The sequence below is a fragment of the Streptosporangium pseudovulgare genome (assembly GCF_014648055.1).
GTDB classification, from domain to species: Bacteria; Actinomycetota; Actinomycetes; order Streptosporangiales; family Streptosporangiaceae; genus Streptosporangium; species Streptosporangium pseudovulgare.
The window spans coordinates 217,289-240,736 of record NZ_BMQJ01000006.1 but is presented as its reverse complement, the minus strand read 5'-3'; the positions used below and the strand labels follow the sequence as shown (position 1 = coordinate 240,736).

The window sequence follows — 23,448 nt, the reverse complement described above, 5'->3', positions numbered from 1 at the left end:
CGATTTGCGGAATGGAGCATTCCGTTCTGATATGATCGACATGACGGATCGCGCCGGAGAGGCGGCGCTGATCCGGCCGGATCCGAGAAGCGGGGAAACGAGATGAACGAGAACGCGACCATGTGGACCGTACTGGCCGAGGCCCACCGGGCACTGCGCGACGCCGTTCGCGGGGTCGCCGCCGGAGACTGGGACCGGCCCACCCCGTGCGCGGAGTGGAACGTCACCCAGGTGCTCCAGCACGCCGCGGGCGACCAGATCGGCTTCGCCTCGTTCATCACCGGAGGGCCCGGCCCGGCCGAGAACCCGTTCGCGCCCTCCGGCAGGCTCGCCGCCTCCCCCGAGACGGTGGCCGAGGAGGCGATGCGGGCCTCCGCCGACGCCTGGGCGACGGTCGGCGAGGACGAGCAGGAGGTCTCGGTCCCCGTTCCGCCCAACAAGCTGCCCGCCCGGCTCGGCGTCGGCGCCTGCGCCCTCGACGCCGCGGTGCACGCCTGGGACATCGCCGTCGCCACCGGCCGGCCCTCCCCCCTCACCCCGGAGCTGGCCCGCGAGCTGACGGACGTCGCCCAGCGGATCGTCGAGCCGCTCCGCGCCTTCGGGGCGTACGCGCCTGCGCTGGAGGCACGGGACGATGACGACGACGCCGCCGCCCTGCTGCGTTATCTCGGCCGCCGCCCCGACTGGACCGCCTGAGCCCGCGGGCGGTCAGGGGCCCCGGACCGCCCTCAGTCCTCCGCCTTCCTGCCGTTCACGCCGACGGCGTACCATTCCTCGCCGAAGCTCTCCACATCGTGACCGGTGACGTCACCGGGCCGATGGTCCCTGACGTAGTAGTAGAGCGGATGGCCCCCGTAGGTCACCTGCCTCGTGCCGCCCGTCCGCCGGACGGTGCCGAGCAGCGACGCCCTGACGCCGCTCCCGGCCCGCGGCCGGTCCCCGGTGAGGTACGGCGGCCACACCTTGGCACAGTCGTCATAGCACCTGGACCCGCCCCTCCGGTCCTTCTCGAACAGGTACAGGGTGCGGCCCCCGGCACCCGTCAGCACCTTCCCGAGCCTCGTCTCGCCCAGCCCGACCCGGGACCGGGTGGTCGGCGAGACGGACGGCCCGCCGTAGGTGGGTGACGCCTTGACCTGGTCCGCGGCGACCGGCCCGGTCGCCCCCGCCTCGCCCGCGCCGCAGCCGGCCGCGAGCAGCCCGAGCGCGAGCACGCCGACGGGGAGTGTTTTCTTCATCTCCGGCCTCCAGGAGAGTGTGATCGACACTCCTGCCAGGACACAGGCGATCATCCACATCCGGCACCGCGACACGAACCGCTTGGCCATGCCTTTACCAGCCCTCGCCATCGCTTCCCCGGCTGATACGGCAATCGGCAATCAACCCGCACGGCCCGCACATCTACCCTGAAGACATGATCTCCCGGGCTGAGCTGTTCGCCGGTGCCGCCGCCTACTACGCGCGTCACCGCACGGACTACGGGCCAGAGGTCGTCGAGCACATCGCCGACGAGCTGGCCCTCGACGCCGCGTCGCGGGTGCTGGACCTGGGCTGCGGGCCCGGCACCCTGGCCATCCCCCTCGCGGCCAGGGCCGGTGAGGTGGTGGCCGTCGATCCCAGTGAGGAGATGCTCACCGAGGGCGCCCGGCACGGCGTCCCCGGGATCCGCTGGGTGCGAGGCGACTCCTCGATGCTCGGCGAGCTGCCGCTCGGCCGGATCGACCACGTCGTCATGGGCCGCTCCTTCCACTGGATGGACCGCGAGCGGGTGCTCGACGACCTCGACCGGCTGCTGCCCGCACACGGCGCGGTCGTCCTCGTCGGTCCCGTCCACGACCCGGAGGAGCCCTCCTGGGAGCCGGTGGCGCAGGCCGTACGGCGGGACTTCGGGTTGGAGTGGCGGGCGAACAGCGAGTCCTACGAACAGACCGGGCGGCACCACGACGACGTGCTGCGCGAGTCGCCGTTCCGCCGGATGGAGTCCCGGTGCTTCACCCGCGTGGTCCGCCGCTCCGCCGAGGACATCGTGGGCCTGCAGCTGTCGTTCTCCTACTCCTCGCCCGCGCGCCTCGGCGACCGGCTGCCCGCGTTCACCGGGGCACTGCGCGAGGCGCTGGCCGCGGCGAACCCGGGCGGGGCGGACTGGGAGGAGGAGGACGTCACCGACGTCCTCATCGCCCGCAGACCCTGACGGCCCGTGCTGTTCAGCCGCCGAGGAGCGGCAGGTCGAGCCGGTTCAGGCGGTCGGGGTCGGACAGCACGTCGATGGCGGCGATCCGCCCGCCGGTGACGGTGAACGCCATGACGGACAGCGGCCGCCCGTTCGCGGCGACGACCACCCCGGCGGCCCCGTTGACCAGCGCGGGCCGTACGAACGGGGAGAACCGTCCGAAGGTGACCGCCTGCCCGGCCACGGTCCGCGCGCCGCGGAACGTGACGGTGTGGCGAGCGCGCGCCGTACCGCCGTCGGACCGCAGCACGACCTCCGGGTCCAGCACGGCGACGAGCGCGTCGAAGTCGCCGTCGCGGGCGGCGGCGAAGAACGCGTCGACCACGCCGCGCTGCCGGGCGAGGTCGGGGTCGGGCACCGGGGCCTGCCCGCGCACCCGGCGGCGCGCCCGGCTCGCGAGCTGCCGCGCCGCGGCCGGGGACCGCTCGATCACCGGGGCGATCTCCTCGAACGGTACGGCGAACATGTCGTGCAGCACGAACGCGAGCCGCTCGGCCGGTGACAGCGTTTCAAGCACCACCAGCAGCGCCAGCCCGACCGAGTCGGTCAGCACCGCCTCGCGCTCGGGGTCGGTCCCGGACTCCGGGCTGACGACCGGGTCGGGCATGTACGCCTCGAAGGGGTCCTCGCGCCGCTGCTCGCGCGAGCGCAGCACGTTCAGGCACACCCGCGCCACCACCGTGGTCAGCCACCCGCCGAGGTTCTCCACGCCGTCGGCGCCGTCGCGGTCGAGGCGCAGCCACGCCTCCTGGACCGCGTCGTCGGCCTCGCTCACCGAACCGAGCATCCGGTAGGCCACCCCCCGCAACCTGGCCCGATGCTCCTCGAAACGCTCGGCCAGCAGGCTGCGCTCGTCCACCGTGTCACATTCCTTCCTCGCGGCGTGTCACAACAGTAGACCCCCGAAAACGGGTCGAAACGATCGGGAGATCACCTCCCGGACCGGACGAACGTGGAGAGATCATGACGTCACCCATCCTGGTCACCGGCGGCACCGGCACGCTGGGACGCCTCGTCGTACCGCTCCTGCGGAACGCCGGCCGCGACGTGCGGGTACTGAGCCGCCGCGACCACGAGCCCGCGGACGGCGTCGAGTACGTGACCGGCGACGTGAGCACCGGCGAGGGACTCGACGCGGCGGCGAAGGGGGTCGAGACCATCGTGCACTGCGCCGGGAGCGCCAAGGGTGACGAGGTCAAGGCCCGGAACCTGGCTCGGGCGGCGGCCGGGGCCGGCGCCGCGCACCTCGTGTACATCTCGGTCGTCGGCGCCGACCGGGTCCCGGTCGTCAGCGGCGTCGACCGCGCCATGTTCGGCTACTTCGCCGCCAAGCGGGAGGCCGAGCGCGTCGTGGCCGGGTCCGGCGTGCCGTGGACCACCCTGCGCGCCACCCAGTTCCACGACTGGATCCTGACGACGCTGGGGCAGATGGCCAAGCTGCCGGTGATGCCGCTATGGGCCGGCGCCCGGTTCCAGCCGGTCGACGCGGGCGAGGTGGCGGACCGGCTGGTGGAGCTGGCACTGGGCGAGCCGGCCGGCCTCGTGCCCGACATCGCCGGCCCGCGCGTGTACGGCATGGCCGAACTGGCCCGCGACTACCTGCGGGCCACCGGCAAGCACCGGCTGATCATGCAGGTCAGGACCCCCGGCAAGGCCGCGGCCGCCTACCGGGAGGGCGTCAACCTCGCCCCCGACCGGGCCGTCGGCCGCCGCACCTGGGAGGACTTCCTGGCGGAGCGGGTGGGCCAGGCCCGGTGACGTCCGACCACCCCCGAGGCGGCGGGCCCTCGCGGACGGCCGGGAAACGCCACGGTGAGGCGGGGGACCAGACCCGGCGGCCTCCGGCCGCCTCCGAGGCGGCGGGCCCTCGCGGACGGCCGGAAATCCCATGGCGGAACGGGTGACCGAGGTGAATACTGGCCAGCCGTTTCCGCGATGTGTTTCCAGGCGAGGGAGGTACCCGTGCACGCCGCCAAGTTGCACGCGGACGAGCCGGACCACGACGTCCCCCTGATACGCCGTCTGCTCGCCGCGCAGTTCCCCGAGTGGGCGGACCTCCCCGTCGAGCCGTTCGCCTCCTCCGGCACCGACAACGCCGTCTACCGGCTCGGGGACGGCATGGCCGTACGGCTGCCCCGCAGGCCGGGGTCCGGTGCCCAGGTCGAGAAGGATCTGCGGTGGCTGCCGCGGTTCGCCCCGCTCCTCCCCGTGGACGTCCCGGTGCCGCTCGGCAGGGGTGAGCCCACCGAGTTCTTCCCGCTGCCCTGGTCCGTCTACCGGTGGCTCGACGGCGAGAACCCGTCCGCCGGCCGCCTGACGGATCCGCACCCGCTGGCGCGGGACCTGGCGGAGTTCGTCGTCGCGTTCCGCCGGATGGACCTGCCGGACGGGCCGCCCGCCTACCGCGGCGGGCCCCTGGCGCTGCTGGACCGGCCGACACGCGCGGCGATCGGGGAACTGGACGGGATCATCGACACCCGGGCGGCGACCGCGGCGTGGGAGGCCGCGCTGGAGGCCCCGGAGTGGGGCGGTCCACCCGTCTGGGTCCACGCCGACCTGCTGCCGGGGAACCTCCTGGTCGTCGAGGACCGGCTCAGCGCCGTCATCGACTTCGCCACGGCGGGCGTGGGCGACCCGGCCTGCGATCTGATCGTCGCGTGGAACCTGCTTCCGGCCGACGCGCGCGACACCTTCCGTACGGCCCTCGACGTCGACGACGCGGCCTGGGCGCGAGGCCGCGGCCGGGCCCTGTCCATCGCGCTCATCGCGCTGCCGTACTACCGGGACACGAACCCGGCGTTCGCGGCACTCGCCCGGCACACGATCGGCGAGGTCCTCACCGACCACGAACGCGCGCGGTCCTAGTGCCGGGCCCGGGGGGTCACCGGGCCGGAGGGCAGGCAGCCGCTGCCGCCCAGACGGTGCTGATCGCCTTCGGTCGGCACCGGACCGTTCATCCGTTGCCGGGCCGGTCCGCCGTCAGGTGGGCGCGTACCGCGCGGTCGTAGCGGGTCCGGTCGACGTTCCACGCCTCGGTGTGCTCGCCCTGTGCGAATTCTTCGAAGGTGATGTCCCAGCCCAGTCGCCGGCCCGTGGCCACCAGGTCGCGGGCCTCCTCGATCGGATGTTCGGTGTCCGGAGTGGTGTGGATCAACAGCAGCGGTGGCCTGACCTTCGGCGGGTGGCGGATGAGGCTGAGCCGGTCCACCTCCACACCGGTCCTCCACCGGACGACCTGGTTCGACAGCGAGGCGACGAACGCGGGCAGATGGTAGTTCCGCGCGCCCTGCTCGGCCGTCATCCGTACGTCGATCATCGGCGCGTCCATGATCACCTTGTTGACCAGACCGGCCAGTTCGGATCTGGCCAGAAACTGCCCGATGATCTGACCGCCCATCGACGTTCCGTACAGCACGAACCGCTCGGCCCCCAGCCGCCGCGCCCCGCGCAGTGCGGCCTCCAGATCACGCCACTCCGAATCGCCCAGATGGATCAGCCCGTCGGGGGAACCCGGCGCGCCTTCATCGTTGCGGTAACTGATGTCCAAGAAGGGCAGTCCGAGGTCGTGCACCACGGGAAGGACCTTGAGTTCGGCCTTGCGCCGCCCGTTCTGCCCGTGCACGGCCACGAACCACGTGGTGCCTCTGCCGGGTGCATACCAGGCGGGGGCGGGTCCCAGCTCGGTCGGAATCGTGATCTCGGAGAAGTCGATGCCCCAGGCCACTTCGGGATCGCCCGGTGGGACATTGCCGAAGCGTCCCGGTGTCCCCTGAGAAGGCATGGGCCCGCGCAGCACCTGACGCGTGACCTTTCCCGGCGACCGCGTCACGATGCCGCCCAGCATGGTGTACGCGCCCGTCCACTCCAGCCAATAGGTGCCGGGTTTGATCGTCTCGTGCGTTTCGGTCAGTGTGACCGTTCTATCCCCCACGGCGAGTACGTTGGTGTTGCTCTCGCCGTAGCGAACGACCTTCACGCTGGCTTCGCTGCCGAACCAGGCGCCGAACGCGACCGCTCCCACCACCAGCACCAGCGCGATGACCAGGGTCTTCCTGAACACTGAGGCCACTGAGAATCCTCCGTCCGTCCCGTTCGCACAGGTCCCTGAAGACGATCGCGCCCAGCCCGGCACGCCTTCCGATTCCGCGACGCCTATGTATGCAACGTACATCAGAGGGTTAACGGTGTATACCTACTGCGATCAGGCGCCCCGGATCGTGGAGCACCGTGCCGGCGCTCCGCTCGCGCGGTCCGGATGCCGGCCCGCTTCCATCGCCGGAACCCCGGCCGCCCGCCCGGCCGGGACTCCCGTTTTTGTCGGTGACGCCTGCGAGGGTCTCCCCATGCCGACGTCAGACCTCGCACCCATCGCCGCCTTCTGGGACACCGTGGCGGACGCCTTCGACGACGAAGCCGACCACGGCCTCCGGGATCGGCAGGTGCGTGCCGCGTGGACGCGACGACTCGTCGAATGGCTTCCCGGTGACCCCGCCGATGTCCTGGATCTGGGCTGCGGCACCGGTTCGCTGACCCTGCTGCTCGCCGAGCTCGGGCACCGTCCCACCGGGGTCGACCTGTCGCCCCGGATGATCGAGCAGGCCGGGCGCAAGCTGTCCGCGGCGGGCTTCGACGTGCCCTTCATGGTCGGCGACGCGGGCAATCCGCCCGTCGCCGCCTACGACACCTTCGACGTGATCCTCGTCCGGCACCTCGTCTGGACGCTTCCCGACCCGCGGGAGGCCCTCGACCGCTGGCTCGGCCTGCTCAGCCCCGGGGGGCGACTCATCCTCGTGGAGGGCCGCTGGAACGCCTCGGGCGGCGACGACCCCTACGTGCCCGACTCCCCGCCGCTGCCCTGGCTCGGCGGCGTCCCCGCCGCGCGGCTGATCGAGACGCTGGAGCAGCGGGCCCGCATCGTCCACGTCGAGCAGCTCACCGATCCGGCGCTGTGGGGCAAGCCGATCGACGACGAGAGGTATGTCGTGATCGCCCGCCCGGAGTTCGCCGGATAAGGCCGCCGGCAGAGGGGCCGGCGAACGCCGACGAAGACATGGCGGGCGGCTGCCCTATGAGGCGTCGTGGACGACCAGGGCCAGCTGGACGCGGTTGTCCAGGCCCGACTTGGTGAGGATGCGGGAGATGTAGCCCTTGACCGTCCCCACGCTCATGTGCAGCTCACCGGCGATGACCGCGTTGGTCTTTCCCTGCCCGACCGCGAGCGCCACCTCCCGCTCGCGGTCGCTGAGCGCCGACAGCACCCGCCGGGCGTCGGCCCGCCGCCGGTCGTCCTCCTCGGGCATCAGATGGGCGATCAGCCGTCGGGTGACGCTCGGCGACAGGCTGGGCTCGCCGGCGGCGACGCGCCGGATCGCCTCGACGATCCCCTCGGGCGGCGTGTCCTTAAGCAGGAACCCGCCGGCTCCCGCGCGCAGCGCCCGGAAGACGTGCTCGTCGGCGTCGAACGTGGTCAGGATGATGACCTCCGGCGCGTCCTGACGGGCGCGCAGCCTGCGGGTCGCGTCGATGCCGTCGACGCCGGCCATCCGGATGTCCATCAGCACCACGTCGGGGGAGTGCTCTTCGACCGCGGCCTGGACCTGCGCGCCGTCGGCCACCGCGCCCACCACCTGGAGGGAGGGCGCACCCCTGAGCATCAGCGTCAACCCGGCGCGGACCAGCGCGTCGTCGTCGACGATGAGCACCCGGATCGCGGCGGACGCGCTCCCGGGCCCGCCGGGGGACGCACCCGCGACCTCACCCGCGGACGCGCTCCCGGGCCCACCGAGGGACGCATTTGCCACTTCACCCGCGGACGCACTCGCAGACCCGCTCGCGGACGGACCCGCGGGCCCGCTCGCCGGCTCACTCATGGGGCCGCTCACGTGGCCATGGTAACCGCGCCGCCAGCCGGAACCCTCCGCCGTCGGTGTGTTCCCGCTCCAGGCGCCCGCCCGCCAGCGAGACCCGTTCCTCCAGCCCGGCCAGCCCGGCTCCGGCCCCGGTCATGGCCAGCCCCTCCGCCTCCCGCCCGGCGGGAGGCGGGTTGCGCACCTCGACCGTCAGCTCGTCGCCGGCCGCCCCGGAGACCACGACGGTGACAGGCCGGCCGGGCGCGTGCTTGCGCGCGTTGGTCAGCCCCTCCTGCACGACGCGGTACGCGGTGCGCCGGGTCGTCTCCGGCAGGTCGGCGAAGCGTACGTCGTGCTCGCGTAGCTCGATGCGCATCCCGGCCCGCCGCGACTCCTCCACCAACGGCGCGAGCCCGGTCAGCGGAAGCTCGGCCGACGGGCTCTCGCGCAGCACGGAGATGACCGCGCGCAGCTCCTGCAGTGCCTGGTGAGCGCTGGTCCGGATCACCCCGGCCGCATCCGCGACCTCGTCCGGCCTGGCGCCGGCGTTGAACTCCAGCGCCCCGGCGTGCACCGCCAGCAACGACAGCCGGTGGGCGAGCACGTCGTGCATCTCGCGGGCGATGCCGAGGCGTTCGGCGCGGCGGGCCTCCTCCGCGCGCAGCCGCTGATCGGCCTCGGCGCGACGGGCCCGTTCCGCCAGTGACGCCAGCAGCTCCCGCCGGGTCCTGGCCACGATGCCCCAGCCGGTGATCGCCCCGCCGAACAGCACGCCGACCAGCGCCCACACCGGGTACGGCGCCAGCCCGGGCGGCCGCCAGGCGAACCTGACCAGCGTCGCCACCACCCACGTCATCCCCACCGCGACGGCCGCGGGCGGTCGCCGGTACAGCGCCGCGAAGAGCGTGGCGATCCCCGCGGCCACCGACGCGGCCGCGGCCGGGACGGACAGCGCGATGACGGCCAGCGGGGCGGCCACCGGCCACCGGCGGCACAGCCATATCCCCGCGCACGCCAGGATCCCGCCTGCCACGTCGGTCCACAGGTACCAGCCGGGCGCCCCCGGGGCCAGATCCCCCCAGACCACCGCGACGGCTCCGGCCACGGCGAGCACGACGCCGCCGGTCCCGACCACCCGGTCACGCCGCGACCATCCCGGACCCGGCCATCCGCCCGCCCCCGGGCTCCGGCCGCTCCCGGCCTCGCCGCCGCTCGCGGCTCCGCGGTCCCGTCCCGGGCCGTCGTCGGCTGCGGTCACGCGCTCCTGTCCCGGATCGTCGTCACCTGCGGTTGCGCGGTCCTGTCCCGGGCCCCCACCGTCTGCGGCTTCTCCGTGTCTCCGGGACCCGTCGTCGCGGCGGCCCCCGTCCCGGCCCTGTGCTGCGAACACAACCGCAGAGCGTATCCGCCGGTCTTCCGCCTGGTAAGCAACCAAGGTCGCCGTCGCCGCCCCCGCCATGGCAACCAAAGTCACCGCTGGGAAGCGACCGAAGAGGCCACGGACCGGTCCGGCGGCAGCAGCGCGCCGCACCCGCCGCGGGAGACCGTGGGCGCATGGTCACCTCACGAGCACGCGGCCGGTGGGCCGCGCTCCTGCTGGCCGGGCTCACCCCGGTCGTCGCCGAGCTCACGCTCGGCAACCCGCCCCTCCGCCAGGCGTGGCTGCTCCTGCTGTGGGTGCCGATCTACGGCGCCGGCACCGTACTGATCCGCGAACTGGTACGCCGTACCGGCCGGGGCTGGCCCGCCGTCCTGCTGCTCGGGGCGGCGTACGGGATCGTGGAGGAAGGGCTGGCGCTGCAGGCGCTCACCAGCCCGACCATCTACGGCGTGGCCGACTGGGCGCCCCGGATCCTCGGCCTCAACAGCGCCTACACCGAACTGAACATCCCCTACCACGCGGTCTTCAGCGTGGCGCTGCCGATCCTGCTGGTGGATCTCCTCTTCCCTGATCTTCGCCATCGGCCCTACCTGGGGCGGACCGGGCTGGTCGTGGCGGGGGTGGTGTTCGTGCTGGGCGCCCTGCTGCTGCGGTGGACGACGGCCTTCATCGACCCCGGCTACCAGGCTCCGCCGACGGCACTGGCGGCATTCGTGCTGGTGATCGCGGCGCTCGCGGTACTCGCGCTGCGGTTCACCCCCCGGTCGTCGAGCCCGCCGGCCACCGCGTTCCGGACAGCTTCCACGCCACCGGACCCGCCGACCGCCGCCCCCCGGACGGCTCCCACGCCGCAGGGCCTGCCGGCCACCGCGCCCCGGACGGCTCCCACGCCACCGGCCGCCACACTCCGGACGGTTCCCGCACCGCCGGTCATCGCGTGCCTGGCCGGGGTGGCGGCGTTCGGATATCTCGCGCTGCTGTTCCCCTTCGGCGGCGCCCGGCACCCGGCCTTCACCCAGGGCGGCTGGGCGGTGGTCCCGATGGTGGCGGCGGCACTCCTGGCGATGGCGGCGGGGGTGCTGGTGCGCCGGTGGACGGCGCACGGCGGGTGGCACGACCGGCACAGCCTGGCACTGGCCGGCGGGGCGCTCGTGGCGCACACCGCGTTCGGAGTGATCGCCAACGGCGAGAACACCACCGACCGCGTGTCGCTGGCCGCCCTCGGACTCGTCATGATCACCCTGCTGGCCCTGCTCGCCCGGCGTACGCGATGGCCACGGTGACGGCACCGAACACCAGGATGCCGTGATCGCCGCGCTCGGCGCCTACCTTGCCTTCCAGACCTGGAGGAGTGTCCCTCTAGGAAGGACACCTGAAGGCCGATTCGGCGCTCCACCAGCCTTGCTCCCTCTGTGGACAGACGGAGTGAAGATGCTCAGGAGTGCGCGAGGACGGCCGGGGGCGGGTACGGCGCCGGTAGGAGCGGGTGCAGAAGGCGAGCGAGAGGCCCATGCCGGCGAAGGCGAGTCCGCCCACGTAGCCGACCTAAGAGGACCAACCTTCGGCGCCGCCGATCGTGAAGCCGACGGCGGAGGCGAAAGGGCCCCCGCGTCTGCGCCGGCCTCCAGGCCGGCGCGGGTCTCGTCCCACGCGGCAAGGCGCCGGTCAGTGTCGCATCCTCCGGCACTCGCAGATCTCGATGACTATGAACACTTACACCCAGGTCCCTTTCTCAGAGACCCGCAAGGCACTCGGCCGGCTCAGCGAGAACCCCGACGGCTGACGTTTCCTCAATATGCCCCTCGCAATAGGGCATTTCTGGATCAGCCAGGAAGTCCTTCGACGTTGAACCAGGCCCTCACAGAGGGAAGCAACAGCAGGAAGAGCACAATAACCGGCATGATCAGGCCAAGGATGATCGGCGCGTCAATGCCGAGTTCGGATTCGAAGATGACCGCCGCAATGCCGCCTAGGAGCATGACGCCCTCAAGCAGAATCGCAACGGCCCAAACTCGTCTCCTCCGAGAGAACCGCTTTTGCGCCAGCCAGCCGATCAGCACTGCGATCCCGATGGTGAAGCAGAACGCAGCCGCCTCAGCCGGCCTGACACCGTCTGAGGCGGTCAACAGGACGAAGAGCAGCAGCACCCCACCTACAAGTCCCCACGCACCTTGAATCATCATGACGAACTGGGCGTTCTTCACAGCAGACGGCAGGTGTTCGGCCTCGGCCAGCTCAGCCATGGGACCTCTTGAAGACGAAGGGCAGGCAGAACTCACCTCGGCCAACTGAACAGGGCCCGCCGAAGTTCCGCAACCCTCGGTCATACGAACCCGTTGCTGTATTTCTCCGCTGTACGGCATGCAAAAGGCCCTCCCGGATGATCCGGGAGGGCCTTTGACCTGCAGAGCCGCCTTCGGGATTCGAACCCGAGACCCCTTCATTACGAGTGAAGTGCTCTGGCCGACTGAGCTAAGGCGGCATGCCGTGTGGTGCACACGGCCTATGGCAGTCTACAGGCTTCCGGGACCGTTCGCTCCCCCGAGCGGCCCCGCATCCGCCCCCGCATCCGGCACCCGTACCCGCCCCCCGTCATCCGGCTCCCCGTATCCGGTCGGCCGTCTCCCCGCCCGGCCGGCCGCCTCCGTGCTCAGGCCGACCGCTCCTGTGCCTCAGGCCGGCCGTTCCCCCTCGTTCGGGCCGGCCGCCGTCCTGCTCAGCCGATCTTCGGGCAGCGGGTCCCGTCCCGGGGGACCTTCAGGTCGATCAGGTAGTCGTCCACCAGGCGGTCGACGCAGGACGAGCCGGTCAGGTAGGCGGTGTGCCCGTCGCCGTCGAAGCCGACCAGCACGCCCGAGGAGAGCTCGTCGGCCAGGGCCTTCGCCCATTCGTACGGCGTGGCCGGGTCGCGCTCGGTGCCGACGACCATGATGGGGGCGGCGCCGGGGGCGTCGGTCCGGACCGGGGTCTTCCCCTTGACCGGCCAGTAGGCGCAGGGCAGCGATCCCCATGTGACGTACCGGCCGAACAGCGGCGCCTTCTTCGCCGCCCGGTCCGCCGCCTCGGCGAAGGCGGCGGGGCCGGCGGGGTAGCGGGCGTCGACGCAGTTGACGGCCATGTTGGCCTCGGTCTGGTTGGAGTAGCCGTCCTCCCTGCGGTCGATCAGCAGGTCGGCCATGCGCAGCAGCAGGCTCCCGTCGCCCTTGAGCGCCTCGTTCAGCGCCTGGCGGAGCACCGGCCACGCCTGCCGGTCGTAGAGGGGGGTGATCAGACCGAGGACGGTCCACGCCTCGTTGACCTGGCGGTCGTCGCCGTTCCGGTTGGCGAGCGGCTGCCGGTCGACACGGCGCAACAGGTCGGCGACCTCCCGCCGGGCGGACTTCGCCGTGCCGGTGAACGGGCAGTCGTCGGTGGTGAGGCAGTCGGCCAGGAAGGCGTCGAGGGCGACCTCGAAGCCCTGGGCCTGGGCGGCGCTCATCGCCATCGGGGACAGCGAGGTGTCCACGGCGCCGTCCAGCACGAGGGCGCGGACCCGGGCGGGGAACAGGTCGGCGTAGACCGCGCCGAGCTGCGTGCCGTACGACTTGCCGAGGTAGGTGAGGCGGCTGTCGCCGAGGGCCGCGCGCAGGCGGTCCATGTCGCGGGCCGCGTCGGCCGTGCCGACGTGCGGCAGGAGCCGTCCCGACCTGGCCTGGCAGCCGGCCGCGAACTTCCGCGAGCCCCCCTCCAGGGCGGCCACCTCGGCCGGGGAGTCGGGGGAGGCGTCCAGGCCGGTGTAGGCGTCGAGGTCGCCCGACGACAGGCACCGTACGGGCGAGGACTCGCCGACCCCGCGCGGGTCGAACCCCACCACGTCGAAACGGGCACGGACCGCGCCGCTCAGCACGGAACGCGCGCTGCGGGCGTACTCGACGCCCGAGGCGCCCGGGCCGCCGGGGTTGATGAGGATCGAGCCGATGCGGCGGCCGGTGGCGGGGAGCCGGATCACACTGATCTCGATGCGCTCGCCGTCCGGCTTTCCGTAGTCCAGCGGCACGGGGAGCTTCGCGCACTCGAAGCCGTCGCCGCAGTCCTTCCACGCGAGCCCGGTGTCCGGCCTGGTCTCCCCGGCGCAGCCGGTGGCGAGGACGGCCAGCGCCGTGAGGACCGCGACGACGACGGTGACGGCCCGGGAGGCGGCCGGAGCCTCGGAGGGCGGGTGCCCGGCGCGTCTACGCACTGCTTCGTCCTCCAGACCCGGGGCCCCGGATCACCCGGCGAACCGCGCCCGCCCTTGGGGAAGGAGGGTCGCCGCGCCGCGTCCGCACCCGCCCGGACGGGCGGCGAGGACCACGCTAACCCCACCCGCCACGCCATGGAACACCGTCCGCGCATCCGGCATCGCCCTGAACCACTCCCCGGAACGGCACCGTACGGCGGGCCGGGCGGCACCCGCCACGGACAACGGACGCGATCCCCGGAACGACACCGTACGGCGGACGGCAGCCGCCGCATCCTCACCGCAGGCAACGGGTGCGGTGCCCGGAACAGGCGCCGACGGCGCGCATCCCGGCTGATCCCCCGTTTGTCGATCCATGAGGCGCTTGTTCGGCCCAAAGTAACGTTTTCCCCAGCCACGCGGGTCACCATCGGCCGATAGCGATGAGCGTGGTACGAACATGAATCAATGCATTCTGAGCCTCATTCTTCATAACCGGCGGGACACATTCCCACTGACGCGGAACGTCCCGCCCGTCACCCCACCCGGGTGACTCCGACCAGGTAGCGGCGGCGACGCGCGGGAAACCGGAAAGAATCCATGGGAAGCAGCCATTTCACACGCCCCCTCGCCACCCCGGGCGGTTCGAGGGCCGCGGAAGAGGTGGTCGCCGGACGGCGCGGCCTGGGCCGGCGGCTGCGGACGCTGGCGGGTGTGGACGAGGGCGTCCTGAGCCGGATACCGCTGGAGCGGACCCGCTACGTCGGCCTCGGCGGCGTGGTCCTGGGCACGGCCGTCGTCGCCGGGATCTCGATGTGGTTCGCGCTGAGCCAGGTCCTGGGCGGCGCCCACGTCGCCATGCTCATCCCCGTCGCGGTGTGGGCGCTCATCGTGCTCAACCTCGACCGCTGGCTCGTCTCGACCGTCACCGGCACCTGGCGGGCCAGGCTGATGCTGCTGGTCCCCCGGCTGCTCGTCGCGGTGGTGCTGGGCTTCATCATCGCCGAGCCCCTGGTCCTGCGGGTCTTCGAGACCGCCGTGGTCCAGCACGTGATCGACGGCCGCGAGGCCGCGCTGATCGCGGAACGCGACCGGCTGCTGGAGTGCAACTCGCGGGTGCCCGGCAGGACGTCCGGCCACCGGGACTGCACGAACGCCAGGCTTCTGACCTCGACGGCCGACGCCGACCTCAACCGGCTGAGCAGCCTGGAGCGCGACGCCGGCACGCTGCGGACGCAGGTCACCGCCGACCGGAATCGGTACGACAGGTTGGTTGACCAGGCGACGGCCGAATGCGCCGGTGAAAGCGGTGAGGGCCTGAGCGGCAGGAGGGGCAGGGGCCCGCTCTGCAGACGCCTCGACGCCGCCGCCAAGCGTTTCATGGACCGCAGCGGGCTGGGGGAGAACCAGAAGAAGCTCCAGAGGCTGGAGGGCCGGATATCGACGCTGCGCGGCCCGCTCGCCGAGCGGCAGGCCGACTTCGAGCGGCGGCTGGACGCGCGCGTCGAGGAGCGGCTGGCCGCGATGCCCGGCAAGGACGACCCCGTCGGCCTGCTGGAGCGCATGCGGGCGCTGCACGAGGTCACCGCGGCGAACGTCTACCTCAGGCAGGCGACGTGGCTGCTCCGCTTCTTCCTGATCCTCGTCGACTGCCTGCCCGTCCTCGTCAAGATCATGAGCGGGACGACCGCCTACGACCGCATGGTGGATCGGACGAACCAGGCGCAGGAGATGGTCTACAACAGGCGCGTCCGGCTCGACACCGAGGCGCGCCTGGAGGAGCTGGAGCTGCGCGCGCGGCGCGGCGCGGATCGGCGCCGCCGGGAACACCGCGCGCTGGACGCCACCGCCGGCGCCCGCGCCGGCCTCCTCCCCTGACCCCGCCCGCTCTACAGCGCCGCCAGGAAGTCCTTCAGGGCGGCGGTGAACTCCACCGGGCGCTCCAGCGCCGCCGCCCACACCTCGGGGGTGAGGTCGTGGCGGCCGCGGTCCGGCCCAGCCACCAGGAACTCCGTCTCCGCCACCGAGTACGCCTCCAGTTCCGCCTCGTCGACGGACCCGGCCTTCCCCTGGCGATACCAATCGGTCGATCCCCGGATTCGGCGGGCGGTCCGGGATCGGCCCGCCCGATCCCGGCTCAGCGGAACGCGCCTCAGGCGGGAAGGGGTCTGCGGGCCTCGATGAGGAAGCGGGTCGCGTACGCGACGAAGGGCCCCTCGTCCTGGATGCGGTCGTGGAGCTCCCGGAGCTCGGCGCGGTAACGGCCGGCGGAGAAGCCGGGGACGATCCAGATCACCTTCCGGAGGAAGTAGATCACCGCGCCGACGTCGTGGAAGACGGTGAGCAGCCGCTCCGGCCGGAGGTCGAGCACCTCCAGGCCGGCGCTCTCGGCGGCGGCCCGGGTCAGCTCGGGGTCGCGGGCGCTGTCGCGCGGCTGCGGCCCCAGGAAGAACTCCGTCAGCTCCACGACGCTCCGCGGGCCGACCTGCTGGGAGAAGTACGTCCCGCCGGGCCGGAGCACCCGGGCGACCTCCTCCCACCAGGTGGTCACCGGGTGGCGGCTCGTCACCAGGTCGAAGACGCCGTCCCGGAACGGGAGCCTCGGCTCGTCGTCGTCGGCGACGACCGCGACCCCGCGCGGGCGCAGCCTCGCGGCGGCACGGGCGATGTTCGGCGGCCAGGACTCGGTGGCGACCGTCACGGCGGGAAGCCGCGGAACGCCCGCGAGCACCTCGCCACCGCCGGTCTGGACGTCCAGCGCGGCGTGGGCGCGCGCCATGCGCCCCGCCATCAGCCGCGAGTATCCCCAGGAGGGCCGTTCCTCGGTCGCCCGGCCGTCCAGCCAGGAGAAGTCCCAGCCGTCGACCGAGACCGACTCGGCCTCCGCCACCAGATCGTCGAACGACCGCTTCGCCGCCTCCGCAACCATGTTCCGAGGCTGACAGCCCTCCGGGCGGATCGTCCAACGGATTTCTCCGTGTCGGAACACACGCCGGCCCGCCGTCACCGCGCGGGCGCCGTCCACCCCGGTCTCGCGGCTCAGCCGGCCTCCGCCCCGGCCCCGGCCTCCCGCCGCACCCGCCCCGGTCTCCGGAGTCCGTCTAACCTCCGGAGGCGGTCTCCGGCGCCGCGCCGTACATCGCGTCGTGTTGCTTGCGGGGTGAGCAGACCGAGGCCGACGGGCAGGCGCAGCGGCGGCCGCCCTCGTCCAGCCGTACCGTCACCGAGTCGGAGGGGACGTTGCGCCCGACGACGGTGCCCGGCCCCTCGGGGGTGTCCACCTTCGACCCGACCCGGGGCATCGTGCGGTTGGCCTCCATGTAGAGGGGGTGCTCGTACTTCAGGCAGCACATCAGCCGCCCGCACGCCCCCGCGATCCGCATCGGGTTGACCGGGAGGTTCTGGTCCTTGGCCATCCGCACCGAGACGGGCTCGAAGTCCTTCAGGAAGGTCGCGCAGCACAGGTCGCGGCCGCACGGGCCGATGCCGCCCTGCAGGCGGGCCTCGTCGCGCGGGCCGATCTGCCGCAGCTCGACCCGGGCGCGCAGGTTCCGGGCGAGGTCGCGGACGAGGGCGCGGAAGTCGACGCGGTGCGGGGCGGAGAAGTAGACGGTGTAGACGTTGTCGGCGTCGAGGTAGTCGACGCCGACGACCTTCATCGGCAGCTCGTGCCGCTTGATGAGCCGCTTGGCGACGCTCCTGACCTCCGCGCGCCGCCGCCGGTTGTTCTCGTCGCGCGCCAGGTGCTCCTCGCCGGCGATGCCCGCGCACACCGGCAGGTCACCGATCTCCTCGCTGGTCCACTGCGGAGCCCACACGCACTCGGCCACCTCAGGCCCGGCGTCGGTCGGCACGAGCACCTTGTCGCCGACCTTGGGGCTGTGCTCGCCGGGGTCGAGGTAGTAAAGACGGCCGTAGCGGGTGAAGCTCACCGCCATGATCATGCTCATGAGGCTCCAAACTGCAGGGGGTACGGCTGGCGCCCTCCACGCCACCCTACGCGCCGGACCGCCGCCGCGTACCCCCTGGATCCCCCCGCGACATCCCCCCGCGACCGGCTGCCGCAGGGCCCCCTCGGGTCCTCCGCCGCCGACCGCCGCCGACCCCCCGGAGCCTCCGCGACCGATCACCTCGGACCCCCCGGGATCCTCCCGCGGCCGACCGCCGCAGGGCTCTTGGATCCTCCGCGGCCGGTCGCCACGGGTCCCGCCGGCCGCGCGGATCCGTGACGGTGCGGCGGCCCGCGAAGCGACTCGTGAGGGAGCCGCTTCGCGGGCCGGGCCGTACCTCGTGGAGCGTGATCCCTCACCGGCCTCACCGGAGCGGTTTCATGGGCGCGGGCCGTGCTCCTCCGCCCAGTCGGGGTGGACGGTCATCCCCCGCTCGAAGGGGTGGCGTCCGGGAAGGTGATTTCGGGGAAGGAGCACCGCTGCGGGTCGTCCGACCACGGAAGTCTGCTCTTGATCCTCCCCAACAGGGAACCCTTCTCGATCAGGCACCGGGTGTCGACGGCGTTGGACACGCCGGGCAGCCCGCCCACCGCCCGCGTCAGGGCCAGGGAGTCCGTGCCCGGCTTGACCCGGAGCCGGAATACCTCGGGCATGTCCTCGCGGCGGATCACGTTGAGGAGCATGGTGTTGTCCGCGTTCTGCCGCCGGAAGTTCTCCCAGTTCGTCCGCTGATCCTCGAAGGTGACGCTCTCCACCTCGGGCCGGCCTGCCAGCGCCCGGCGCAGCTCCTCCCGTCCCGCCTCGGTGACCCCCTTGCCCCCGCAGTTGGGGAAGGGGCTCTGGTCCTTGCACAGGAAGACCGAGACGTCGGCCATCCCCGACGGCCCGGTACCGCCCGCGGCCATGGCGACGACCATCGCCTCCCCGGGCAGCGGAGAGGGCGCGGCGAGGTTCGTGACGCCGACGGCGACGGCCGTGACGGCCAGCGCGGCGGCGGCGATCCGCAGCGGGACCCGCAGGCGCCGGCGGGCGGGAACGGCCAGTGGGCGGACGTCCGCGACCGTCCCGGCGGCGGCGGACAGGGCGTCGCGCAGGCGGCCCTCGGTGGCGTTCCGGTCGGTGTTCATGATTCCTCCCCAAGCGTCCGGGCGAGGGCGGCCAGCCCGCGCGCGATGGTGGACCGGGCCGTGCCGGCCCTGATGCCCATGACCTCCGCGATCTCCTGGTCGGGCAGGTCGAGGTAGTAGCGCAGGATCAGCGCCTCGCGCTGCCGCTTCGGCAGGCCGAGCAGCGCCGTCAGGACCTCGCGGCGTTCCTCGCCGAGCAGCGCCGCGTGTTCGGCCGACCAGACGGGCGGCTCGTACGGCACGGCCCGCCGGAACGCCACCGCCCGGCGCCGCAGCACCGACCGGGCCCCGTTGAGCACCGCCGAGCGGACGTAGGTCAGCGCGCGCCCGGGGTCGCGCAGGCGGAGCCGCCCCGCGTGCGTCCGGGCGAACGCCTCCTGCACGACGTCCTCGGCGGTGGCCTGGTCGCCCACCATGAGCAGGGCCAGCCGCACCAGGCCGAGGTGGTGTTCGGCGAACAGTCCCGCGACGTCGACGCGGTCCCTCGCCGGACGCTCCGCACGGGGAGGAGCCTCGGTCTTCGGTTCCGGGGTCGTCCCCGAGAATGACATGGTCACGTCACAGAGACGCCGGACCGAGTCGTCTGCTGCTCGGTCCGGCGTACATTTTCCGGCGACCTTCCCGGCGGATCCCTCAGCGAGCCCCGGCGGCCCGGCGGATCCTCAGGCGGGCCTCCAGTGGACTCCCGGCGGCTCACCGTACGGCGGCACGGCAGCTCACGTGCGGCACGGCGGCTCACCGTACGGCACCGCGTCAGCTCACGTGCGGCAGCACGGCAGCTCACGTGCGCCACGGCGGCTCACCGTACGGCACCGCGTCAGCCGACCAGTTCGGCGAAGGCCCGCTCCCAGCGCTCGGCGACCACGGACATGTCGTAACGCGCGGCCGTCTCCAGCGCGTTGCGGGCCATCCGGTGCCGGCCCTCCTCGTCGTCGATCATCCGGAGCAGCCCCTCGGCCAGCGCGTCGACGTCGTCGGCCGGTACCAGCAGGCCGTCGTGACCGGAGGTGATGATCTCACGCGGCCCTCTCGGGCAGTCGAAGCTGACCACCGGCACCCCGCAGGAGAACGCCTCGATGATGGTCATGCCGAAGCCCTCGAACCGGGAGCTGACCGCGTGGATCGACGCCTTGGCGAGCTCTCCCTCGATGTCCTCGGTCGGGCCCATGAACGTGACGTTGTTGTGCAGGCGCAGCTTGACGGACTGCCGTACCAGCTTGTCACCGGAGCGGCCCTCGCCGTAGATCCGCAGCTTCCAGTCGGGTCGCTTCTGGACGACCTGGGCGAACGCCTTCAGCAGCCGGTCGTACCCCTTGACCGGCACCAGCCGCCCGGCGGCCAGCACGATCCTGTTCTCCTGCCGGGAGCGGGGCCGGGGCGTGGCGGGCAGGCCGTTGCCGATGGTGATCACCCGCGTCCGCCCGCCGCCCAGCATGGCGCGGTAGTCCCGCTCGTCGGCCTCGGTGAGGGTGATCACCGCGTCCAGGTTGGGGTACCACTCCCGGATCTCCTGGAAGATGCCGGGCTTGTGCGCCTCGAAGTGCAGGTGCTCCTGGGCGATGGTGACGACCTTCCGGCGCGCGAACCTGGCGGCCATGATGTTCAGCCCGGCCCGGGTGGTGATCAGCACGTCGGTGCGGAGCCGCCGCAGCTCGCGTCTGAGCACGTCGTCGCTCCAGGCGCTGAAGGAGGCGTAGGCGCGCTCCTCCGGGTGGATCAGCGCGCTCTCCTGCCCGCTCAGCCGTTCGGCCCGCTTCGTGTACGGCCAGCGGACCCTCGCCCCCTCCCGCAGGTCCACCAGCGAGCGCAGCCGCACCCGGGGGCCGAGCCGCAGGAAGGGCCGGTCGACGTGCTGGAAGACGCTGATCACCTCGACGTCGTGACGCAGGGACAGCTCGGTGGCGAGGTCGAAGGTGGCGCGGATCGTCCCGCCCATGCCGTAGGCGTTGAGGATCAGGAAGGAGATCTTCACGTACCCTCCTCCTCGATGGTCAGGGCCACGGCCAGGGAGTCGGTGTCGGTGTAGTACGGCCGCACCCGCACCTGTCCCACGTGCTGGGCGGGGAAGCGCACCTTGGTCTTCTTGTCGGTGACGTCGTCGAGGCGGGCCGCCAGCGGCAGCCGCGCCCCGCCGGCCTCGGCGTACAGGTCCCAGAAGGTCCGGCGGCGGCGCTGTCCCTCGGCCATCGGCTCGATCCGGACGCCGCCCTCGAAGCTCCGCCCGTGAAACGCTCCCGGGCCGCCGACCGGCTCGGCCCCCTTCCTCGGCACGGCCACCAGCCGGGCGGGGCCCTCGATCGGCTCGCCGTAGGCGATCACGCCCGTCACCCCGACCACGCCGTCGTCGGAGACGACACCGGTCACCTCGACGTACGGACGGACCTCCCGGACGGTCAGCGCGAGCGTGCCGACCGAGGTGCGGAAGGCCCGGATCTCCCGCTCGCGGGGCATGGCGGCGTAGCTCATCAGGCCGTCCAGCGAGAAACCCGGGTCGTCGGTGGCGATGGGCTCGCCCCGGTACGACACCACCCAGATGCCCGGCGCCAGCCCGGCCAGGGCGGTGCCGGCGTGCTCCTCGCCGGTCTCGGCGTGCCGCAGGACGATGTCCCCGTCCTCCGCCCCCGACCGTCCGCCGCCGGGGTCCGGCCACTCGACCCTCAGGACGTCGTCGCCGTCCACCCTGCCGGTGACGGCTCTCCTGCCTCCGGCCACGACCGCTCCGCCCTGCGTTCCCGTACCCATCGAGGAACCCCCGTCTTGCCTGCTCACCCCGTAGAGCACGCATAGAACTTAAATTGGCAACAAGTGTGTATAAATTCGCTGGGAATTCTAACGATCTTCACTTCCCCTTCGAGGGGATTTGACGCGAAAAAGCGCCACCGATCAGTACGGCGACGCGAGCGCCGCCCCGCCTCGCGCCCGTCGCGGGCCCGGAGCACCGCCGGGCGCCACACCCTGGCTCCCCGGACGGCCCGCACCCCCGGACGCACCCGGCGGCCCCCCGGAACGGCCCGCACCGCCGGACGCCACACCCGGACTCCCGAGGCGCCCCGTACCGCCGGGCGCACCCGGGCCCCCGGGACGATCCGCGCCGCCGGATGTCACGCCGGAGGGCGGCGCCGTACCGCCGGGCGCCCCGCTCCGGAGCCGGGCGGCGTCCCCGGCGCGGAACGCACTGGGGACGGCCTCGGTTCCCCGGTAAGACAATCCCGGAAAATCACACTGCATACCTTTAAAGACTCGAAAGCCACCCGTAAGGTTGCATGCCCCAGCGGACCAGAAACGGGCCCCGCCCGGCCACGGGCTCGATACCGGCCGCTGACCTGTGAAGACATCATCGGAAGCGGCGAAGTCACGAGAAAAACGAACCGCTCGGAAACCGGAGAACGCGCCGGCACCGGAAAGGAAACCGGAATCCAGGCCGAAACCGGAGAACGGACCCTGAAGCCGCGTCAGGGGACAGGACCCAGGACGAAGCGGAAGGACCCGAACCGGGATCAGGGCCAGGAGCGAGACCGGGTCAGGAAACGGGCCACCGCAGCGAGAGGGTCATCGCCTCCACGGCCATCTGCGGGTTGACGTTGGCCGCCAGCCGCTCCCGGCACAGCATGATCGCGTCGATCCTGCGCAGGGTCTCCTCGGGGGTGGCGGAGCGGGCCAGGCTCTCCAGGTCGGCACGGCGGTCGTCGTTGGCCAGCTCGACGGGGGCGCCGAACTGCACCGCCAGCACGTCGCGGTAGAACGTCACCAGATCGAGCAGGGCCGTGTCGATGACGTCGCGCTTGGTCCGGGTGGCCCGGGACTTCTGCCGGTCCTCCAGCTCCTTGAGCGCCCCGGCGCCGCCGCGGATCAGCCCCCTGTTGAGCCCCTTGCCGGAGGAGCCCTCGCCGTAGACCTTGCGCAGCTCGGCGATCTCCGACTCGTTCAGCGCCGTGGTGACGGCGGCGGCCTCCTCCTCGGCCGTCTTCACCAGCCGCTCAGCGGCCGTCACGCACTCCGCCACACCGGCGAGCGAGGCGGGGATGGACAGCACCGCCTCGCGGCGCCCGCGCGCCTCGGCGTCCAGGGCCAGCCTGCGGGCCCGGTCGACCTGCCCCTGGGCGGCCCTGGCCGCGAACTCCGCCGTCTCCGGCGGCACGTTCTCCCGGGTGACCAGCATGTGGGCGACGGCGGCGACGGGCGGGGTGACGAGCGTGACCACCCGGCAGCGGGACCTGATGGTGATCATCATGTCGTCCGGGGAGGGCGAGCACAGCAGCCAGACCGTCCGCGGCGGCGGCTCCTCGATCGCCTTGAGCAACGCGTTGGAGGCGCCCTCGGTGGCGCGGTCGGCGTCCTCGAACAGCACGACCCGCCAGCGGCCCAGCGTCGGGGCGCCGGCCGCGCGGAGGATGAGCTGACGGGTGTCCTTGATCCCGTAGGAGAGCCCCTGCGGGCGGACCACCTCCAGGTCCGGATGAGAGCCGACGGCCACCTGGTGGCACATGTCGCAGTGGCCGCACCCCCGGTCGGGGCAGAACAGCGCGGCGGCGAACGCCCTCGCGGCCTCCTCCTTGCCGGACCCGGCCGGGCCGGTGAACAGCCAGGCGTGGGTCATCCCCGCCCCGCGGCCTCCGGACAGGGTCTCGGCCGCCGACGCGGCGGCCCTGCGGAGCGTCTCGACCGCCCGCTCCTGGCCCACCAGGTCATCGAAGACTCCCACCCGACCAACCT

The 23,448-nt window shown here is 72.6% G+C and carries 22 protein-coding genes and 1 tRNA gene; 7 read left to right on the top strand and 16 right to left on the bottom strand.

Features of this window, described 5'->3' with window-relative positions:
• Window positions 1-102 precede the first annotated feature (102 nt).
• On the top strand, window positions 103-696 hold the full coding sequence (locus IEZ10_RS14655; RefSeq protein WP_189247036.1) for a TIGR03086 family metal-binding protein: 594 nt from the start codon (window positions 103-105) through the stop codon (window positions 694-696).
• A gap of 32 nt (window positions 697-728) precedes the next feature.
• Here the strand turns inward: IEZ10_RS14655 and IEZ10_RS14650 are convergent, their stop codons facing one another.
• Window positions 729-1,238, bottom strand: a complete 510-nt coding sequence (locus tag IEZ10_RS14650) for a COG4315 family predicted lipoprotein (protein ID WP_189247035.1) — start codon at window positions 1,236-1,238, stop codon at window positions 729-731.
• 176 nt (window positions 1,239-1,414) lie between these two features.
• On the opposite strand from IEZ10_RS14650, the gene IEZ10_RS14645 reads away from it, so the two are divergent.
• Window positions 1,415-2,191, top strand: a complete 777-nt coding sequence (locus IEZ10_RS14645; protein ID WP_189247034.1) for a class I SAM-dependent methyltransferase — start codon at window positions 1,415-1,417, stop codon at window positions 2,189-2,191.
• Between the two features lie 13 nt (window positions 2,192-2,204).
• On the opposite strand, the gene sigJ is transcribed toward IEZ10_RS14645, so the two are convergent.
• A complete protein-coding gene (sigJ, locus tag IEZ10_RS14640; protein WP_189247033.1) occupies window positions 2,205-3,089 on the bottom strand; it encodes an RNA polymerase sigma factor SigJ in 885 nt (294 codons plus the stop codon).
• A 104-nt stretch (window positions 3,090-3,193) separates the two neighbouring features.
• On the opposite strand from sigJ, the gene IEZ10_RS14635 reads away from it, so the two are divergent.
• Together IEZ10_RS14635 and IEZ10_RS14630 are read left to right on the top strand one after the other, a co-directional pair.
• On the top strand, window positions 3,194-3,988 hold the full coding sequence (locus IEZ10_RS14635) for an SDR family oxidoreductase (RefSeq protein ID WP_189247032.1): 795 nt from the start codon (window positions 3,194-3,196) through the stop codon (window positions 3,986-3,988).
• 204 nt (window positions 3,989-4,192) lie between these two features.
• A complete protein-coding gene (locus IEZ10_RS14630) occupies window positions 4,193-5,095 on the top strand; it encodes an aminoglycoside phosphotransferase family protein (protein ID WP_229811263.1) in 903 nt (300 codons plus the stop codon).
• A gap of 88 nt (window positions 5,096-5,183) precedes the next feature.
• On the opposite strand, the gene IEZ10_RS14625 is transcribed toward IEZ10_RS14630, so the two are convergent.
• Window positions 5,184-6,299 carry an alpha/beta hydrolase family protein gene (locus tag IEZ10_RS14625; protein ID WP_189247030.1) on the bottom strand — a complete coding sequence of 372 codons (1,116 nt, stop codon included), beginning with the start codon at window positions 6,297-6,299 and terminating at the stop codon, window positions 5,184-5,186.
• A gap of 274 nt (window positions 6,300-6,573) precedes the next feature.
• Here IEZ10_RS14625 and IEZ10_RS14620 point away from each other — a divergent pair, with 274 nt between their 5' ends.
• Window positions 6,574-7,242, top strand: a complete 669-nt coding sequence (locus IEZ10_RS14620) for a class I SAM-dependent methyltransferase (protein ID WP_189247029.1) — start codon at window positions 6,574-6,576, stop codon at window positions 7,240-7,242.
• 54 nt (window positions 7,243-7,296) lie between these two features.
• Here IEZ10_RS14620 and IEZ10_RS14615 read toward each other — a convergent pair whose 3' ends face one another.
• Together IEZ10_RS14615 and IEZ10_RS14610 are read right to left on the bottom strand one after the other, a co-directional pair.
• Window positions 7,297-7,932: a response regulator transcription factor gene (locus tag IEZ10_RS14615; protein ID WP_229811262.1), complete on the bottom strand. Its 636-nt coding sequence runs from the start codon at window positions 7,930-7,932 to the stop codon at window positions 7,297-7,299.
• 160 nt (window positions 7,933-8,092) lie between these two features.
• Window positions 8,093-9,337, bottom strand: a complete 1,245-nt coding sequence (locus tag IEZ10_RS14610) for a sensor histidine kinase (protein ID WP_189247028.1) — start codon at window positions 9,335-9,337, stop codon at window positions 8,093-8,095.
• A gap of 296 nt (window positions 9,338-9,633) precedes the next feature.
• Here IEZ10_RS14610 and IEZ10_RS14605 point away from each other — a divergent pair, with 296 nt between their 5' ends.
• Window positions 9,634-10,743, top strand: a complete 1,110-nt coding sequence (locus IEZ10_RS14605) for an AF_0692 family protein (protein WP_189247027.1) — start codon at window positions 9,634-9,636, stop codon at window positions 10,741-10,743.
• Window positions 10,744-11,283: 540 nt separating this feature from the next.
• Here IEZ10_RS14605 and IEZ10_RS14600 read toward each other — a convergent pair.
• The 3 genes from IEZ10_RS14600 to IEZ10_RS14590 all read right to left on the bottom strand — a co-directional run bounded on the left by IEZ10_RS14600 (window position 11,284) and on the right by IEZ10_RS14590 (window position 13,679).
• Window positions 11,284-11,703, bottom strand: a complete 420-nt coding sequence (locus IEZ10_RS14600; RefSeq protein WP_189247026.1) for a hypothetical protein — start codon at window positions 11,701-11,703, stop codon at window positions 11,284-11,286.
• Between the two features lie 165 nt (window positions 11,704-11,868).
• Window positions 11,869-11,942: transfer RNA gene (locus IEZ10_RS14595), tRNA-Thr, on the bottom strand.
• A gap of 234 nt (window positions 11,943-12,176) precedes the next feature.
• Complete coding sequence (locus IEZ10_RS14590) at window positions 12,177-13,679, bottom strand: alpha/beta hydrolase (RefSeq protein ID WP_189247025.1); 1,503 nt, start codon at window positions 13,677-13,679, stop codon at window positions 12,177-12,179.
• A gap of 579 nt (window positions 13,680-14,258) precedes the next feature.
• Here IEZ10_RS14590 and IEZ10_RS14585 point away from each other — a divergent pair.
• Window positions 14,259-15,536, top strand: a complete 1,278-nt coding sequence (locus IEZ10_RS14585; protein WP_189247024.1) for a DUF4407 domain-containing protein — start codon at window positions 14,259-14,261, stop codon at window positions 15,534-15,536.
• A gap of 11 nt (window positions 15,537-15,547) precedes the next feature.
• Here the strand turns inward: IEZ10_RS14585 and IEZ10_RS39935 are convergent, their stop codons facing one another.
• From IEZ10_RS39935 to IEZ10_RS14550, 8 genes are all read right to left on the bottom strand, one after another.
• A complete protein-coding gene (locus IEZ10_RS39935) occupies window positions 15,548-15,682 on the bottom strand; it encodes a hypothetical protein (protein ID WP_268246314.1) in 135 nt (44 codons plus the stop codon).
• A 128-nt stretch (window positions 15,683-15,810) separates the two neighbouring features.
• The gene (locus IEZ10_RS14580; protein WP_189247023.1) at window positions 15,811-16,587 is read right to left on the bottom strand and encodes a class I SAM-dependent methyltransferase; all 777 of its coding nucleotides are present in this window, start codon (window positions 16,585-16,587) and stop codon (window positions 15,811-15,813) included.
• 172 nt (window positions 16,588-16,759) lie between these two features.
• Window positions 16,760-17,602, bottom strand: coding sequence for a PSP1 domain-containing protein (locus IEZ10_RS14575; protein ID WP_189247153.1), 843 nt, complete (start codon window positions 17,600-17,602; stop codon window positions 16,760-16,762).
• Between the two features lie 428 nt (window positions 17,603-18,030).
• Window positions 18,031-18,735: a permease-like cell division protein FtsX gene (locus tag IEZ10_RS14570; protein ID WP_189247022.1), complete on the bottom strand. Its 705-nt coding sequence runs from the start codon at window positions 18,733-18,735 to the stop codon at window positions 18,031-18,033.
• The gene (locus tag IEZ10_RS14565; RefSeq protein ID WP_189247152.1) at window positions 18,732-19,286 is read right to left on the bottom strand and encodes a SigE family RNA polymerase sigma factor; all 555 of its coding nucleotides are present in this window, start codon (window positions 19,284-19,286) and stop codon (window positions 18,732-18,734) included. The genes IEZ10_RS14570 and IEZ10_RS14565 overlap by 4 nt, the downstream gene beginning before the upstream one ends.
• A gap of 266 nt (window positions 19,287-19,552) precedes the next feature.
• Window positions 19,553-20,707, bottom strand: coding sequence for a glycosyltransferase family 4 protein (locus IEZ10_RS14560; protein ID WP_189247021.1), 1,155 nt, complete (start codon window positions 20,705-20,707; stop codon window positions 19,553-19,555).
• Window positions 20,704-21,477 carry a hypothetical protein gene (locus IEZ10_RS14555; protein WP_189247020.1) on the bottom strand — a complete coding sequence of 258 codons (774 nt, stop codon included), beginning with the start codon at window positions 21,475-21,477 and terminating at the stop codon, window positions 20,704-20,706. The genes IEZ10_RS14560 and IEZ10_RS14555 overlap by 4 nt, the downstream gene beginning before the upstream one ends.
• A gap of 778 nt (window positions 21,478-22,255) precedes the next feature.
• On the bottom strand, window positions 22,256-23,437 hold the full coding sequence (locus IEZ10_RS14550; RefSeq protein WP_189247019.1) for a DNA polymerase III subunit delta': 1,182 nt from the start codon (window positions 23,435-23,437) through the stop codon (window positions 22,256-22,258).
• Window positions 23,438-23,448 lie beyond the last annotated feature (11 nt).

Bases quoted from the DNA above. Each gene is read 5' to 3' on its own strand.
- IEZ10_RS14655 (WP_189247036.1), top strand. From the start codon at position 103: ATGAACGAGAACGCGACCATGTGGACCGTACTGGCCGAGGCCCACCGG.
- IEZ10_RS14650 (WP_189247035.1), bottom strand. From the start codon at position 1,238: ATGAAGAAAACACTCCCCGTCGGCGTGCTCGCGCTCGGGCTGCTCGCG.
- IEZ10_RS14645 (WP_189247034.1), top strand. From the start codon at position 1,415: ATGATCTCCCGGGCTGAGCTGTTCGCCGGTGCCGCCGCCTACTACGCG.
- IEZ10_RS14635 (WP_189247032.1), top strand. From the start codon at position 3,194: ATGACGTCACCCATCCTGGTCACCGGCGGCACCGGCACGCTGGGACGC.
- IEZ10_RS14620 (WP_189247029.1), top strand. From the start codon at position 6,574: ATGCCGACGTCAGACCTCGCACCCATCGCCGCCTTCTGGGACACCGTG.
- IEZ10_RS14605 (WP_189247027.1), top strand. From the start codon at position 9,634: ATGGTCACCTCACGAGCACGCGGCCGGTGGGCCGCGCTCCTGCTGGCC.
- IEZ10_RS14600 (WP_189247026.1), bottom strand. From the start codon at position 11,703: ATGGCTGAGCTGGCCGAGGCCGAACACCTGCCGTCTGCTGTGAAGAAC.
- IEZ10_RS14585 (WP_189247024.1), top strand. From the start codon at position 14,259: ATGGGAAGCAGCCATTTCACACGCCCCCTCGCCACCCCGGGCGGTTCG.
- IEZ10_RS14580 (WP_189247023.1), bottom strand. From the start codon at position 16,587: ATGGTTGCGGAGGCGGCGAAGCGGTCGTTCGACGATCTGGTGGCGGAG.
- IEZ10_RS14575 (WP_189247153.1), bottom strand. From the start codon at position 17,602: ATGATCATGGCGGTGAGCTTCACCCGCTACGGCCGTCTTTACTACCTC.
- IEZ10_RS14570 (WP_189247022.1), bottom strand. From the start codon at position 18,735: ATGAACACCGACCGGAACGCCACCGAGGGCCGCCTGCGCGACGCCCTG.
- IEZ10_RS14565 (WP_189247152.1), bottom strand. From the start codon at position 19,286: ATGTCATTCTCGGGGACGACCCCGGAACCGAAGACCGAGGCTCCTCCC.
- IEZ10_RS14555 (WP_189247020.1), bottom strand. From the start codon at position 21,477: ATGGGTACGGGAACGCAGGGCGGAGCGGTCGTGGCCGGAGGCAGGAGA.